At 56.0% G+C, this 15,112-nt stretch carries 11 protein-coding genes and 1 riboswitch; all 11 genes read left to right on the top strand.

Features of this window, described 5'->3' with window-relative positions:
- Positions 1–103 precede the first annotated feature (103 nt).
- A riboswitch (SAM riboswitch) is annotated at positions 104–241 on the bottom strand.
- 536 nt (positions 242–777) lie between these two features.
- The 11 genes from HS103_16705 (at position 778) to HS103_16655 (ending at position 15,108) form a co-directional block, all read left to right on the top strand.
- Complete coding sequence (locus HS103_16705) at positions 778–1,671, top strand: branched-chain amino acid ABC transporter permease (protein MBE7514442.1); 894 nt, start codon at positions 778–780, stop codon at positions 1,669–1,671.
- Complete coding sequence (locus HS103_16700) at positions 1,664–2,557, top strand: branched-chain amino acid ABC transporter permease (protein MBE7514441.1); 894 nt, start codon at positions 1,664–1,666, stop codon at positions 2,555–2,557. Before HS103_16705 ends, HS103_16700 begins: the two co-directional genes overlap by 8 nt.
- Position 2,558: 1 nt before the next feature.
- The gene (locus HS103_16695; GenBank protein ID MBE7514440.1) at positions 2,559–3,674 is read left to right on the top strand and encodes a glycosyltransferase family 4 protein; all 1,116 of its coding nucleotides are present in this window, start codon (positions 2,559–2,561) and stop codon (positions 3,672–3,674) included.
- Positions 3,671–5,140 (top strand): sugar transferase, encoded by a 1,470-nt coding sequence (locus HS103_16690; protein MBE7514439.1) that lies wholly within the window; start codon positions 3,671–3,673, stop codon positions 5,138–5,140. The genes HS103_16695 and HS103_16690 overlap by 4 nt, the downstream gene beginning before the upstream one ends.
- Before the next feature lie 89 nt (positions 5,141–5,229).
- Positions 5,230–6,288 (top strand): 23S rRNA (adenine(2503)-C(2))-methyltransferase RlmN, encoded by a 1,059-nt coding sequence (rlmN, locus tag HS103_16685; protein ID MBE7514438.1) that lies wholly within the window; start codon positions 5,230–5,232, stop codon positions 6,286–6,288.
- Positions 6,289–6,336: 48 nt separating this feature from the next.
- A complete protein-coding gene (locus HS103_16680; protein MBE7514437.1) occupies positions 6,337–7,377 on the top strand; it encodes a L,D-transpeptidase in 1,041 nt (346 codons plus the stop codon).
- 60 nt (positions 7,378–7,437) lie between these two features.
- Positions 7,438–9,363, top strand: coding sequence for a TIGR03960 family B12-binding radical SAM protein (locus HS103_16675; protein MBE7514436.1), 1,926 nt, complete (start codon positions 7,438–7,440; stop codon positions 9,361–9,363).
- A gap of 30 nt (positions 9,364–9,393) precedes the next feature.
- Positions 9,394–10,407 carry an endonuclease/exonuclease/phosphatase family protein gene (locus tag HS103_16670; GenBank protein ID MBE7514435.1) on the top strand — a complete coding sequence of 338 codons (1,014 nt, stop codon included), beginning with the start codon at positions 9,394–9,396 and terminating at the stop codon, positions 10,405–10,407.
- A gap of 66 nt (positions 10,408–10,473) precedes the next feature.
- Entirely contained in the window at positions 10,474–10,806 is a 333-nt protein-coding gene (locus HS103_16665; protein ID MBE7514434.1) for an STAS domain-containing protein, read from the top strand.
- A gap of 23 nt (positions 10,807–10,829) precedes the next feature.
- Positions 10,830–11,618, top strand: a complete 789-nt coding sequence (locus tag HS103_16660; protein MBE7514433.1) for an anti-sigma factor antagonist — start codon at positions 10,830–10,832, stop codon at positions 11,616–11,618.
- Between the two features lie 16 nt (positions 11,619–11,634).
- Entirely contained in the window at positions 11,635–15,108 is a 3,474-nt protein-coding gene (locus HS103_16655; protein ID MBE7514432.1) for a GAF domain-containing protein, read from the top strand.
- Positions 15,109–15,112: the final 4 nt, after the last annotated feature.

Below are 15,112 nucleotides of genomic sequence, written 5' to 3'. Positions count from 1 at the left end.
AGGAGGCAAGCCTGTGGGAGGCGACACCGACCTTCCCTCAACAAACAAAAACGCCCACAATCCCGGACAATCAGGGGTTGTAGGCGTGTGATGGTCGGCATCGTTCAGACACTTGGTTTGCTCACGAAGGAAAATCCTTCAAAAAGCCGCATCCCCGCGAGTCTTCGCGGGATAGCACCTTGGGGTGTCCGTCCCAGGTTGCCGGGTTCGGATGTTTCCCGAACCGCTCCTGATGTCCACGAGAGAGTATAACATAGGATGGTGGAGAAAGGCAAGCGGGGGTTGAATTCGGAGGGGTACGTTTTAAGGTGTTGAAAACCTGTTGAAAACTCACCCTTTTGTGTTGAAAACCTGTGGATAACTTTGGCACTTTTCAACACATCTCTTCCCCACCATCGATCAACCCAAACAAACTTGTGGAAAGTGTTGAAAACTTGGCGAGTTTTCAACATAGGGTGTTGAAAACTTTTCCCCCTCACCATGCGGGTTCAGGCAGATTTTGAGGGAGTTATCCACATATCCACACCCCCTATGGCTACTACAAACTATAGAATGATTCATAATAAGGAATCCATCCTCTTTTAGAACGTAAGGCGGGATCACTGGGATTACACTGTCAACAGAACCTAGCCCCGACGCTTACGAGTTTGCTGGGCTTGGTGTAAACTATCAGGGGCATTGAGGTGAGTATGCTCCCTAGTCGTGATCGGTTTTGATCGACTGGATGCATTCACTGATTCGCCTAATTCATACCGATGTTCAGAAAACCCTTCTTTCATGATCGCCAACGAATTCCTTCAACAAGTTGCCAACGCGGTTGCCCTCGGTGCAATTTACAGCCTGTTTGCCCTCGGTTATGCCCTTGTGTTCAGCATCCTCGGCACGCTGAACCTTGCCCACAGCGCGGTATTCATGTGGGGCGCTTATTTCGGGTTATACAGCGTCCTTGAATGGAAACTCCCGCTGCTGATTGCCTTTCCGATTGCCATGATTGGGGCGGGGGTGCTCGGCGTTGCTGTGGATACGGTGGCATTTCGCCCGCTGCGCCGCCGGAATGCCCCGCGTATTGCCCAACTGATCGCCAGTATTGGCGCAGCAACTCTGCTGGTGAGCATCGCCCAACTTGTTTTCACGCCCGATCCGCGCCGCTTCCCCTTCGATATCCTTCCCGCTGGCGCAATTCCCGGCTTACCCTTCCGCGTGACGCTGATTCAGGTCATTGTGTTGGTGACGGCGCTCGTGTTGATGAGCCTCTTAAACCTCATCGTCACCCGAACGAAACTTGGTCAGGCGATGCGGGCGGTGGCGTTCAATGCCCGTACAGCCTCATTATTAGGGGTGAACGTCGGACGCATCTTCGCCAGCACATTCTTCCTTGCCGGAGCGTTGGCGGGAATTGCCGGAATGCTTTATGGGCTAACGTATAACTCGGTGCTGCCGTTCATGGGCGATCAAGTGGCACTGAAGGGCTTGACGGCAATTATCCTTGGCGGGATGGGGAGCATCCCCGGCGCGGTTTTGGGTGGGTTTACCGTCTCTGGGTTAGAGCGCCTGAGCGTTGCCGTAGGGGGCAGCAACTACCGCGACGCGGTAGTCTTTGTCATTCTTTTCCTTATGCTCATTGTCCGCCCACAGGGGTTGATTGGGCAGAAAGACGTGACCCGTGCTTAGCCCCTACCAAGAGGTTGTCTTTAACCAGATGCTGCGGGATGCCCTGCTTGGGTTGAGCATCTATCTAACGCTTTACACGGGAATGTTCTCGCTGGCAAATGCGGGGTTCATGTCCATTGGCGCATACGTCAGCGCCGTTGCGTGGCGCTATTTTAATGTCCCCTTTGAACTCACCTTTCTCGTCGCCCCGCTCATCTGCGCTCTGATCGCCCTTCCTATTGGCTTGCCCGTCTTACGTCTACGCGATATTTATCTCGCCATTGCCACCATCGGCTTTGGGGAGGTGGTGCGTATTTTAGCTCTCAATGTGGATGATATTGCGGCGGGCGTTAGTGGGATAAAAGACCGCGTTATTATTGGTGGGGGGCAAGGTTTGAAAGACCTCCCCGTGCTGGTGAACACCGCTCATCTTGTCTTTGCCGTCGTCGTCGTCGGCTACTTCATTATCCGACTGCATCGCTCGCGTTTTGGGCGGGGTATGGCGGCAATCCGTCAGGATGAACGGGCGGCGGCAACGATGGGTATCAACGTCGTCTATGCAAAGGTTGGCGTGTTCATGCTCAGCGCGGCGTTGGCAGGTTTGGCAGGGGTTTTTCATACCTTCCTCTCCCGCACCATCAAGCCCGATGATTTCGGGTTCACCCAAGCGGTGAACATCCTCGCTTTTGCCGTCTTGGGGGGGACATCCGTTTTTGTTGGTCCAATTTTGGGCGGGTTTGCCCTCCGCGCTTTGCCAGAGGTGCTGCGTTTTTCTCAACAATGGCGCGGCGTGTTGATTGGAGCAGCGCTTCTGTTGGTGATCATTTACTTGCCAAGCGGGTTGGTTGGTTTGTTCAACCCCGCTACATGGCGACGACGGGGCAAGCATCGGGAACACCCTAGCTGATATGCATATTGGACTTAACGCACATCTGCTGGCATCGGGAGCAAATTACCGTCGGGCGGGGATTCACGGCTATATTCAGAATCTTCTCGCCCATCTTCCCGCCGCTGCTCCCGACCTGCGCGGTACGGTTTTCGTTGGGGCGGGCGATCCACCAAGCAATCCAGCCTTCATAATTCGGCGGGCGCGTTGGGTGGCAGAGCGCCCCTTGCGCCGCATCCTGTGGGAACAGGTCATTCAACCCTTCCAACTGAGCGGCTGTGATCTCGTCCACGAGTTGGCATTTGTCGCCCCGCTGGTTATGCCGCGCCCTTTTGTGCTGACTGTTTACGATCTAACCTTCCTGCGTTACCCAGAGGGGCTGCCTGCCTCGCGGCGACTCTATCTGCGGACATTCACACGGCTTAGCTGTCGGCGGGCGCGGCGGATCATGGCGATTTCCCAATCCACTGCCACCGATCTAAGGGAATTGTTGGGTGTGCCAAAGGAAAAGATTGACCTCGCCATTCCCGGTGTGGACTCTCGTTTTGCGCCCCTACCAATCGCTGAGATTGCCACATGGCGAGAGCGTATGGGCTTACCAGAACGCTTTTTGCTTTTTGTGGGGACGCTTGAACCGCGCAAAAATCTCCCAATGCTGCTGCGGGCATATGCGGCGCTCCCTGAGAAGGATCGTATTCCGCTTGTTTTGGCGGGGGGTGCGGGGTGGGGCTTGGCAGCGATTGAGGCGACATTGGACGCCCACGATCTGCGGCGGTGGGTGCTTCTCCCGGGTTATGTGCCTGATGAGGCACTCATTTTTTGGTACAATGCCGCCGATGCGTTCGTCTATCCTTCTGTTTTTGAAGGGTGGGGGATGCCCGTCACAGAGGCAATGGCGTGCGGGACGCCCGCCTTCGTCTCCAATGTCTCCAGTTTGCCCGAAGCCGTAGGCGAGACAGGCGCAGCCCTTCCCCCCGACGATATTTCGGCATGGACGGCGGCACTTCACCAGATGATTCAGGATCGGGCATGGCGAAGGGCGCAAGGCGAAGCAGCACGGATGCGAGCAGCGCAGTTCACATGGGAAAACACCGCCCGCCAAACGGTAGCCAGTTATAAACAAGCGTTTCAACCATGATTGTCCACGAACAGCCAACCACCGCTCCCTCTAACGGCAAGATTGATTGGGCGCGGCGCTATTTCCGTGCCTTGCCCCTGATCGATTTTGTCCTTGTTTTGACCGCCTTTGGGGTGGCATACCTTCTTCGCTACACATGGCAGATTATCCGCCCGGTGGATGAAGCGCTGTTTTCGCCCTTTGCTAGTTTTATCCCTTACGCACTGATCTTCGCCATTCTCTTGGTCATTGTGCCGCCTATCACCGGGCTTTACCGCATGGAACGCGGACGCACCTGGACAGAAGAAATCTACCGCCTGATTAACGGGGCAGGAATCGCCACTGTGTTGATTATGGCGCTCAGTTTCTTGCTCCAACCACGTGGTTTTTCCCGCCTTTTGCTGATCATGGCGGCGGGGATCACTGTTTTTCTGTTAGCGCTGGCTCGCCTTGTCTACCGCCTGATTCGGCAGGCAATGCGCCGCCGCAATATTGGGTTGGAGCGCGTTCTGCTGGTGGGAGCGGGGCATGTCGGGCGGACTGTTCTCAGCGCGCTACTGGCAAAGCCCGATCTCAGTTACATCCCCGTTGGCTATCTTGACGACAACCCCGAACGCGGTCAAGTGGACATGGGGCGCTTAAAGGGGTTAGGCGACCTGAGCAATCTAGAAGGGTTGCTCAAGGGGCGCGAAGCTGACCTTGTGATTGTCGCCTTGCCATGGGATGCTCGCGATAAAATTATCGCCGTTGTGCGCGATTGCGAAGCGCACAACATTGTTTGTCGGGTTGTCCCTGATCTGTTTCAATTAGGGATGAGCCACATTCATGCCGAGAGTTTGGAGGGGATACCCCTTTTAGGCTTGCGCAGTGCAGTACGCATGAACCCAACGGAATATGCCACGAAACGCGCCCTCGATCTGGTGCTGATTGCTCTGAGTTTGCCGTTTTTGCTCCCCATTATGGGCTTGATTTCCCTCTCTGTCTGGCTTGATTCGCGGGGGGCGATCTTTTACAGCCAAAAACGGATCGGGAAAGATGGGCGCCCCTTCCAGATGATCAAATTTCGGACGATGATTCCCGGTGCAGACAAGATGCACGCCGAATTGATCCGCACAACAGGGGCTGACCCCAAACGCCCCAAATTAGTAAACGATCCGCGCCGGACGCGGGTGGGGCGCTGGCTGCGCCGGACAAGCCTAGACGAACTTCCCAATCTGATCAACGTGCTGCGCGGGGAGATGAGCATTATCGGACCGCGCCCGCCAACGCCCGACGAGGTAGAACTTTACGAAGCATGGCAGCGGCAGCGGCTGAACACGCTGCCGGGGATTACGGGGCTGTGGCAAGTCAGCGGGCGGAGCAAAATCCCCTTTGAGGAACAATGTTTGCTGGACATCTACTACATTGAGAACTGGTCGCTAGGGTTGGATATGCAAATCTTGCTGCGGACGATTCCGAATGTCTTACTAGGAAATGGCGCGTATTGAGCGTGTAGCATAAAATCAGCGCTCAGCCCCTAACAATCTGCCTAATCCTGTGATAGGATCGCCTATCGTGACGATGTAGAGACCCCGATATGATCACCCTTTATGACCTTGATCTACCCGCTCTGACTGACCTTCTGAAGGGGTGGGAACAGCCCGTCTACCGCGCCAAGCAGCTATGGGCGTGGCTTTACCAAAACAAGGTTGAAACCTTTGAGGCGATGACGAACCTTCCCAAAGCGCTTCGAGAGCGTTTAGCGGCGGAAACCGTGATCGGCACGCTCACCCTTGTCAGCGATCAACTTTCCATTGACGGGCAAACGGTGAAACGCCTTTTTCGCCTCCCCGATGGGCAGTTGATTGAGAGCGTCCTCATGGAATATGACGATGGGCGGCGGACGGCGTGCATTTCTACCCAAGCCGGCTGTGCGATGGGCTGTGTTTTCTGCGCCACAGGGCAAATGGGCTTTGCCCGCCACCTCACCGATGGAGAGATTGTCCAGCAGGCGCTTCACTTCGCCCGCTTGTTGGAAGGGCAGGGGGATCGGCTGAGCAATATCGTCTTGATGGGCATGGGCGAGCCGCTCCATAATTACGAAAACACCCTAAAGGCAATCCACAAGCTGCACGATCCAGACGGGCTGAACATTGGGGCGCGGCACATCACGCTCAGTACGGTGGGGCTTGTCCCCGCAATGCGCCGCTTTGCTGATGAGGGGTTGCAGGTGGGGCTGGCGATCAGCCTTCACGCGGCAACCGATGAGGAGCGGAATGCCCTTTTACCTGTCAACCGCCGCCATCCCATTGCCGATGTGATCAGCGCGGCGCGTTATTATGTCAGCAAAATTGGGCGGCGGGTGACCTTTGAATGGGCGCTCATTCGCGGCGAGAACGACACGATTGAGCAAGCAGCACGCTTAGGGACACTGCTTAAGGGTCTGCTCTGTCATGTCAACATGATTCCCCTCAACCCAACAGGCGGCTACGATGGCGCACCTTCTGACCTAGATCGGGTCGATGCCTTTCAAGCCGAACTGACCCGACATGGAATCACCAGTACGGTGCGCGTCCGGCGTGGGATTGATATTCAGGCGGGCTGTGGGCAGTTGAAAACGCAAGTCATGGAGCGTGAACGCCGCAAACAGGGGTAATGCCCTCCCCTGAACGACTCTTGTGCTAGTTTAGGATGGATTGGACTCATGGTCAAACGTCTTTTTGCTGTGTTTCTGTTGGCTGCCCTTATCCTGCCGACAATTCCGGCAGCCGCACAGGACTGCACCGCGGCGGAAACGCTCCCCGGCTGTACACACGGGTTACCCACCGCTCAATATGAGGCGCTTTTGGCGGCGATAAACGCCTACCCCGCGCCCAAAGTAACCCCTATCACTGTGAATGTGAAGGAAGTTGATGGGTACACCTTTTACCGCGTCACTGCTGGCGCTCCCCTCTATGACGCGCCAAACGGGGCTGCGGTGGGGGGCGCTGGTGATGGGACGAATTTTGTCAGTTTGTACGGGGTCAAAGATGGCTTTGCCAAGCTGCGCGATGGGACGTGGATTCGGATCACCGATCTGACGAAAACCTTTGCCTCAGAGTTTGCCGGAGTCACCTTTGACGAAGTGCCTCGCTACCCTGTGGCGTGGGTCTTGCAAGCGTCCATTCCCGCCCATATCCCCGGCGGTGTAACCCGCGCTGAGTGGGCGGTGGTCAAACGCTACACGTTGGTGACCCTTTATGCGGCGGTGAAAAAGGGCGGCTGGACGTGGTATCTCATTGCACCCGGGCAGTGGATTGAGCAGCGCAAGATCGCCCTGATCGACCCCACCCGCCGCCCACAATACACCCCACAAGCCGGCGAGCGGTGGATCGCTGTTGATCTCTATGAACAAACCGCCCATTATTACGAGGGGGATCGGCTCGTTGGGGGGACGCTTGTCTCCACTGGCTTGAGCAATACAAGTACGCCGGCAGGGAGCTTTCAGATTTACCAGCGCTTAGAGCGGACAAACCTGCGCGGGTCGATGGGCGAGGCAGATGGGTACTCCCTCCCCGCCGTTCCCTATGCCATGTTTTTTACGGGCGAGGTCGGTTTTCACGCTGTCTATTGGCATGATGGGTTTGGCTTCAAGCGCAGTCATGGCTGTGTCAATCTGACGATCTCGGATGCGCGGTTTCTTTGGGAGTGGACAACCCCTCAACCCCAAGCGCGGGTGATTGTCTGGGATAGCAGCAAAGGCTGATACAATCATGGTTGTCTCTAGATTCTCTGTATTGTTCGTAAGCGCGTCGTGAGGTTTACTGTGATTCCATCCCCTGAACAGATTGAACGAAAACTGGATCGCGTCTTGCGCTCGGTGACGAAGCCGGGGCGCTATGTCGGTGGCGAGTACAATCAAGTCGTCAAGGATTGGCAGACAACACCCTTCCGCGCCGCCCTTGCCTTCCCTGACATTTACGACCTCGGTATGTCGAATCTGGGGTTGATGCTGCTTTACGATGTCTATAACAAGCAGCCCGATATGCTGGCAGAGCGCGTCTACAGCCCCTGGGTGGATATGGAAGATGCCATGCGGCGGGCAGATATTCCGCTCTACAGCCTAGAGACGAAACATGCTATTCGTGCCTTTGACCTGTTAGGGATCAGCCTTCCCTACGAACAGCTTTTCACCAACGCGCTGACGATGCTCGATCTGGCGGGAATGCCTATCCTCGCCGCAGAGCGCGATGAACGCTACCCGTTGGTGATCGCTGGTGGTCATGCCTGTTTCAACCCCGAACCGATGGCAGATTTTATCGATGCATTCGTCATTGGCGAGGGCGAGGAGATCATCCTTGATATTGCCCGCATCCTCATGGCGACGAAGGGGCAGCCCCGCCGCGAACAGCTTCGGCAGTTGGCAAGGGTGGAGGGGCTTTACATCCCTAGTTTCTATGATGTTGCTTATCATGCCGATGGGCGGGTGCAGGCAATCACGCCGAACATGTCGGATGCTCCCGCAAAAATCTTAAAACGAATCGTCCCGATTTTGCCGCCCCCCTTCACAAAGTTTATTGTCCCGAACGTCGATACCGTTCACAACCGCGCCCCCATTGAGATCATGCGCGGCTGTACACGGGGCTGCCGCTTTTGCCACGCGGGTATGGTCACCCGTCCGGTGCGGGAACGCTCCGTTGCCGAGGTCGTTCAGGCGGTGGGCGAGATTGTGGCGAACACAGGGTTTGAGGAAATCGGACTTCTCAGTTTGTCGTCCTCAGACTATACAAACGTGAAAGACCTTGTGACGCTTATTGGGGATGAATGGGGCGCACAGGGCTTGAGTATTGGGCTGCCAAGTCTGCGCATCGAAAGCATGTCTGCCGATTTGATGGACGCCCTCAAAGATACACGGCGGAGCGGGTTCACGCTTGCGCCGGAAGCCGCCACAGAGAAGATGCGCGACATCATCAACAAATATGTCCCTGATGAACAGGTCTTGACGACGGCACGGGAAATCTACAAGCGCGGATGGCGGACAATCAAGCTCTATTTCATGATCGGACACCCCTCCGAAACGCTGGACGATGTGCAAGCGATCATCGATCTTTCCAAACGTGTCCTTCAAGAGGGGCGTGCTTTTCACGGGAATCGGGCGACGCTCAACGTGAGTGTGAGTACGTTCGTTCCCAAGCCGCACACACCCTTTCAGTGGGTCGCCTGCGATACACTGGATCAGGTTTACGCCAAACAACGTCTCTTGAAAGATCAGGTGAAAGGAAACGGGCTGCACCTGCGCTGGAACAACCCGAAGGAAACCGTCTTTGAGGCGTTCCTCAGTCGGGGAGATCGGCGTTTGGGGCGGGTGATTCGGCACGCATGGGAACACGGGGCAAGGTTTGACGCTTGGCAAGATCATTTCTCGTTCGAGACATGGGAGACGGCGTTTGCTGCCTGTGGGCTAGACATGACGTTCTACACCCAACGCACACGCCCTCTTGATGAAATCTTCCCATGGGAACATCTTGATGTGGCGGTGAAGAAGAAATTCCTGCTCGATGATTATCTGATGTCCCAGCGGGGGGAAACGCGGGTAGACTGCCGCGACCAATGCTTTGCTTGCGGGATTTTGCCCAAATTTACCCAGACGCGGATGAACACCCCCGCCGAAGCATGGGAATGTCCGCCTGTTGTTCCCAAGCATTTGCGCGGGCGCGATCTAGGCGAGGTGATTCCTCTGACGAGTGGCTAATCAGGAAGGCGAGGACATTTCAACGCACTCATGATCCCTTTCGTCTCGCGCCTCTTATGGGCAACAGGTGGTTTGTACAGTGTCGCCGCCGCTCTTTTTTTGATTGCCCGCCGCTTTGTGAGCGATATTGCCTTTGCCCCGATTGGTTTCCTGAACAGCTTTGCCCATTGGCTGATGCTGCCGGGGCTGATTGTTTTGCCATTGGCAATCCTTTTTCGGCGGCGGCGGGTGGCGTGGGGGGCGGCGCTTCCTGCCCTAGAATTCATCCTTACCTATGGCGGACTGTACCTTCGTCAAAGCCCCACCCTGCCTCCCGAAACGGCTTCATTTACGCTGATGACCTATAACCTGCACGCCGAGGATGTTCACCTTGCGCCGATGGTGCGGGTGATTGCCGAGATGGATGCCGATATTGTTTGCTTGCAAGAACTGAGCGATGCCCTTGCCGCACAGCTTGAGCGCGATTTGGCGGGGCAGTACCCATACCGTGCCTTACATGGCACACTGCGTACCGATGGGCAAGGCGTCCTGAGCAAATTTCCCATTCGCGAGGATCGTTACTTTACCCACGCCGACATTCCAAACCGTCAGGGGCAGCAGCGCGTTGTGATCGCTACGCCGGCAGGGGATGTGGTAATCTACAACGTCCACCCTGTCCATCCTGGGATGGTGGGGGTTCTTTTCGATGCCGAACCTCGCGCCCGTGAGGTGGGCTACCTTTTGGCGCGGGTGAAGGCGGAACATGGCATTGTAATCATGGCAGGGGACATGAATCTGAATGACCAGACGAATGTCTATGCTGAGATTGCGGCGGTCATGAGCGACGCTTACCGCGAGGTGGGCTATGGCTTGGGATTGACCTTTCCCAACTGGCAAACGCCGCAGAGTCTTCCGCGTGGGAGAGGCTCACCCTTGCCCATCCCCTTGCTTGTGCGGCTGGATCATATCTTTTATCGGGGCGGACTGCGGGCGCTCTCTGCCCATGTGGGCGAAGATACGGGTGGCTCGGATCACCATCCGGTCATTGTTGCTTTTGGGCGCTAAGCGTATTCTGTATGTTATAATGCCGCCAGCATTATGGTATAGGCTTTTTTGGGGAGAGACATCCTTATGCACATCAATGTTTCTGAAATGCGCCGCGTTGTTTTGATTGAAGTGAGCGGACGTGTGGACAGTACCAATGCAAATAAATTGGGTGATTCTCTGAATGAACAAATCGATGCCGGGCGCACGATGCTTGTCCTTGATTTAAGCGGTGTGGAGTACATGAGCAGCGCCGGGCTGCGCGAGATGGTCGCTGCGGTGAAGAAAATCCGCAGCAACAACGGCGATATTCGGATTGCCAGCCCCTCGGCACGGGCGAAAGAAGTCCTTGAATTGGCGGGCTTGAACATGATCTTCCAAGTCTTTATGACTCAAGTGGAAGCAGTCGGCAGCTTCTAGCGCCGGCAGGTGAGATGCCCCTCATGGCTGAAGAACGACGGTTGGTAATTCCGGGCGTTTTGGAGCGTGTTCTACTCGCCTGTGATTTCGTAGCAGAAGCGGCAAACACGGTTGGGCTGGATGATCGTGCCTCCTACCACTGTCAAATGGCGGTGGATGAATGGTGTACAAACATCATTGAGCATGGCTATGGCGGCGGTGGGGACGATTATACGATTGAATTGATCCTTCGTCTTCAACCCGCTCAATTGACGATGATCGTCGCTGATGAAAGCGCCCCCTTTGACCCAACAACGCTTCCGGCGCCGGATACAAATAGCCCACTGGAAAACCGTGAACCGGGCGGGTTGGGGTGGTATTTCATCACAAAAACGATGAACGCTGTCCATTACGCCTATAAGAATGGGCATAATGTGTTGACCATGGTGAAACGGGGGGAAGGCGAGCGTGTTATGCCAGAAACGCCCACACCTTTTACCGTCTATACAACCGACGACGGGGTGCTGGTCATGGCACCTGTTGGGCGGGTGGATTCATCTGTTGGACGGCAGTTAGAAGCGGCACTCACCAGCCAGATCAGCGCTGGGCAGCGGCGAATTGTCGTTGATATGGACGGTGTAACCTACATCTCCAGCACAGGGCTAAAGGCGCTGCTCAGTGCCTTACGCCGTTTACAAGCGCTGAATGGGGGAATTACCCTTGCCGGACTCAAGCCCCGCGTTCAAGAAACCTTTGAAATGTCGGGATTCGACACATTATTCATCATCAAACCCACCGCGCAAGATGCGGTAGCTGCCATCTTGTCTGCCTAGCCTTCGGATTTCGGCTGTGGAACTCAACCTAGTCGTCGTCATTGTTGCCGTCAGTTTGCTGACCGTCGGAATGCTGACGGTTGGCTTGCTTGTTGGCTATATCCGAGGCTTAAAACGCGGGCGGGAACGCGCCGAACAGAGCGCATCCCGACCCGATTTGGAAATGTTGGTGGGCATTGGGCGGGCAATCCTCGGTGCGCAGCTTCGCCCCGATGCCCTGAATGAACTCGTCTATCAACAAGCCTCGCGCATTGTTGATACACGGAATTTTCAGCTTGGCTTGTTCGAGAATGATGATTACGCGATCAGAGTGTGGGTGCGCGATGGCGAACGCCTTCCCCCCCAGCGATTCCTCGGTGGGGCATCCAGCGGCTTGATTGGTTGGGTGCGTAAGACGGGGAGCGGGATACGGGTAGGCGATTTTGTCCGCGAGTGGGAAGCATTGCCCGCCCAACCAAGCTACGACAGCGTGAATCCCCCCCGTTCGGCGCTCTTTGTGCCACTTCTTGTCGGCGGGGAGGGAATTGGGGTAATTGCCGTCCAGAGCGATCAAGCCGACTCCTTTAGTGATGAGCAGTTGCGTTTGTTGACGGTGATTGCCAACCAAATTGCCAGCGCTATTAAAAACGCCCAACTTTACCGCCAAGCCCGCACCCGTGCCGACCAACTGCGCGTGATCAGCGAGGTGACCCGCCAACTGACCGCCGTCCAGCCGCTCCCTAATCTGTTTCGGCAGATTGTCACCCTTGTTCACAATACCTTCAATTACTATGCGGTGAATGTCTACACCTACGATCCGCATCGGGATGAGGTGCGTCTACGCGCCAGCAGCCAAAATGACTTTGATCGACGCGCCTTTGCCTTGAAGCCCGGAGAGGGCTTGGCGGGGGCAGCCTATAGCCAAGCGGGGGCGATTATCGTCCCCGATGTCAGCAAGGACTCTCGTTACTTGCCGCTTGCTGCCCTGCCCAAAACACGCTCTGAATTTTGCCTGCCGCTCATGATTGAGCGGCGCGTTTTGGGCGTTCTGGATGTGCAAAGCGATCAATTGGACGCCTTCAAGGATGATGACGCCTTCACGTTGGAATCGCTTGCCGGGCAGTTGGCGCTGGCGATCCAAGAGGCGGAAACCTTCGATGCGGCACGGCGGCAAGCTGAGCGGCTGAATGCCGTCGCTGAAGCATCGCGGGCAGTGGTCTCCATTTTGGACGTGAACGATCTACTTGATGAGGTGGTCGATCTCGTCTCCGATTACTTTGGCTATGATCGCGTTCACCTCTTTTTGCGCAGTGGGGAACGGATTGTCTTTCGCAGCGGGAGCGGCGCTCACAGCGCCCGGTGGTCGATTGAGCAGCTTTCCTACAATCTGAACGATAATGGATTCATCCCCTGGGTGGCGCGAACGGGACACGCCCTGATCAGCGGCGATGTAGGGCGTGACGAGCGCTATGTGACGGCACCGGGGATTGAAGATACCCGCAGCGAGATGACCGTTCCCATTGCCTTGAACAACCGGACACTCGGTGTTTTCGATATTCAGAGTACAGATCGAGAAGCATTTACCCCCGAAGATGTGACGCTTGTCCAAGCGCTGGCGGATACAGTGGCGATTGGCATTCGGAATGCCGGGTTGTTTGCCACCGAAACACGCCGTCGTATCCTTGCCGAAACACTTCGTGAAGTGAGCGCCGTCCTCGTCTCCTCCTTAGACCTTCAGAGTGTCCTTGATGGGTTGTTGGGAAGTTTAGAGCGCGTCGTTGATTACGAGGCTGCCCTCATCTTGCTGCGGCGGGGGGAAGAACGGGTGGATTACGTTGTGCGGGCGGTGCGCGGCGTCGTCAACGAAGCAGAGGTCTTGGGGCAATGTATCTTAGGCGAGGCGGACGGACGCCGCCCAGTGATCGACCAAATGTGGGAATTGCTGCGGCGGATGGAACTACCCGACCCGATGATTGCCGAAAGTGGGCAAGATCGCCTCTATGCGCCAATGCAGGTTGGTGGGCGGGAGATCGGTTTGCTTGCCGTCGAACGGATCGGGCCGGATCAATTCAACGCCGAGGATATTGAGATCATCAATACCTTTGCCAATCAGGCAGCGCTTGCCATTGAAGGGGCGCAGCTTTTCGCCGCCCAACAAGAAGAAGCGTGGGTGACGACAGCACTTCTTTCCGTTGCCGAGTCCGTCAATAGTACGCTTGATCTTGTCGGAACGTTCGATACGCTCACCCGCCTGACGCCGATGCTTGTCGGTGTGTCGTGGTGTGTGATTCTTGAATACCGTGCAGAAGATCGGCAATTTTATGGTGTCTCGGCATACGGGCTGTCCACCGAAGGGGAAACCATCTTCAAAACGTTTACTCTGGATGAGGATCACCCCTTTGCTCTTGCTATGCTGACACACGGGACGGCATTGATCCTGACTGGCGATGATGATGATCCCGATCCAGAGATCAGCAAACACCCTCGCGCCCAACTGCCGGCTGAACTCGTTGCCTTGTTGGAGGTAAAAACTGTTGTTGCCCTACCCTTTGTGGCGAAAGGCGTCCTCATTGGGGTGATGCTGGTGGAGCGTCCCGCCTTAGGCGAACCGGGCAACCGCCACCAACGGCTGAAGATTCTGAGCGGGATTGCCCACCAAGCAGCATTAGCCCTAGAGACGGCACGCCTTCAAGAACAGGTCAACCAGCAGCAGCGCTTGGAGCGGGAACTGGAAGTGGCGCAAGGCATCCAGCGCAGTTTCCTCCCCGATAAACTTCCCTCTCCCAGAGGGTGGGAGTTAGCAACCTTCTACCGCGCCGCACGGCAGGTTGGCGGTGATTTCTACGACTTTATCCCTCTGAAAGAAAATCGAATCGGGATCGTCATTGCCGATGTTGCCGATAAGGGCGTTCCGGCGGCGCTCTTTATGGCGCTGTGCCGGACGAACATCCGCGCTGCCGCTTTCACCCGCACCGATCCGGTGGAAACCATGCTGCGGGTGAACCAACTTCTCCTTTCTGATAGCCGGACGGATTTATTCGTCACGGTCTGGTACGGCGTGTGGGACCCCCGCACCGGGGAGATTGTCTACGCCTGTATGGGGCATAATCCGCCGTTGGTGATCAACAGTGAGGGTGCTACGGCGGAACTATCTGGAAAGGGTATTGCACTTGGCGTGGTGGAGACGATGCGCCTAGAAAAGCGACGCATTATCCTTGAGCCGGGAGATATCATGGTCGCCTACACGGATGGTATCACCGATGCGCTGCGTGCTGATAACGCTGAATTCGGCGTTGTAGGGTTGCAATCTACCGTTTTGACACATCGGACGCTGAGCGCCCAAGAAATCACAGATCGCGTCATGCGCGGTGTTGATGAGTTCAGCGGCTCTGTCCCCCAATTTGATGACCTCACCTTGATTGTCTTGAAACGCCTCGGTGAAAAGCGCACCGGACGCCCACCGATGGAAAAGCCGATGTTGAAGCCTGTCAACCCGCCAATGATGGAGTGAAGTC

Source organism: Anaerolineales bacterium (assembly GCA_015075625.1).
Classification (GTDB): domain Bacteria; phylum Chloroflexota; class Anaerolineae; order Aggregatilineales; family UBA2796; genus UBA2796.
Note: the sequence above shows the minus strand (reverse complement) of the source record. Positions and strands in the feature narration are given on the sequence as shown.

Coding starts and splice junctions, on each gene's coding strand:
- HS103_16660 (MBE7514433.1), top strand. CDS start 10,830: ATGGCTGAAGAACGACGGTTGGTAATTCCGGGCGTTTTGGAGCGTGTT.
- HS103_16665 (MBE7514434.1), top strand. CDS start 10,474: ATGCACATCAATGTTTCTGAAATGCGCCGCGTTGTTTTGATTGAAGTG.
- HS103_16690 (MBE7514439.1), top strand. CDS start 3,671: ATGATTGTCCACGAACAGCCAACCACCGCTCCCTCTAACGGCAAGATT.
- HS103_16670 (MBE7514435.1), top strand. CDS start 9,394: ATGATCCCTTTCGTCTCGCGCCTCTTATGGGCAACAGGTGGTTTGTAC.
- HS103_16705 (MBE7514442.1), top strand. CDS start 778: ATGATCGCCAACGAATTCCTTCAACAAGTTGCCAACGCGGTTGCCCTC.
- HS103_16680 (MBE7514437.1), top strand. CDS start 6,337: ATGGTCAAACGTCTTTTTGCTGTGTTTCTGTTGGCTGCCCTTATCCTG.
- HS103_16695 (MBE7514440.1), top strand. CDS start 2,559: ATGCATATTGGACTTAACGCACATCTGCTGGCATCGGGAGCAAATTAC.
- rlmN (MBE7514438.1), top strand. CDS start 5,230: ATGATCACCCTTTATGACCTTGATCTACCCGCTCTGACTGACCTTCTG.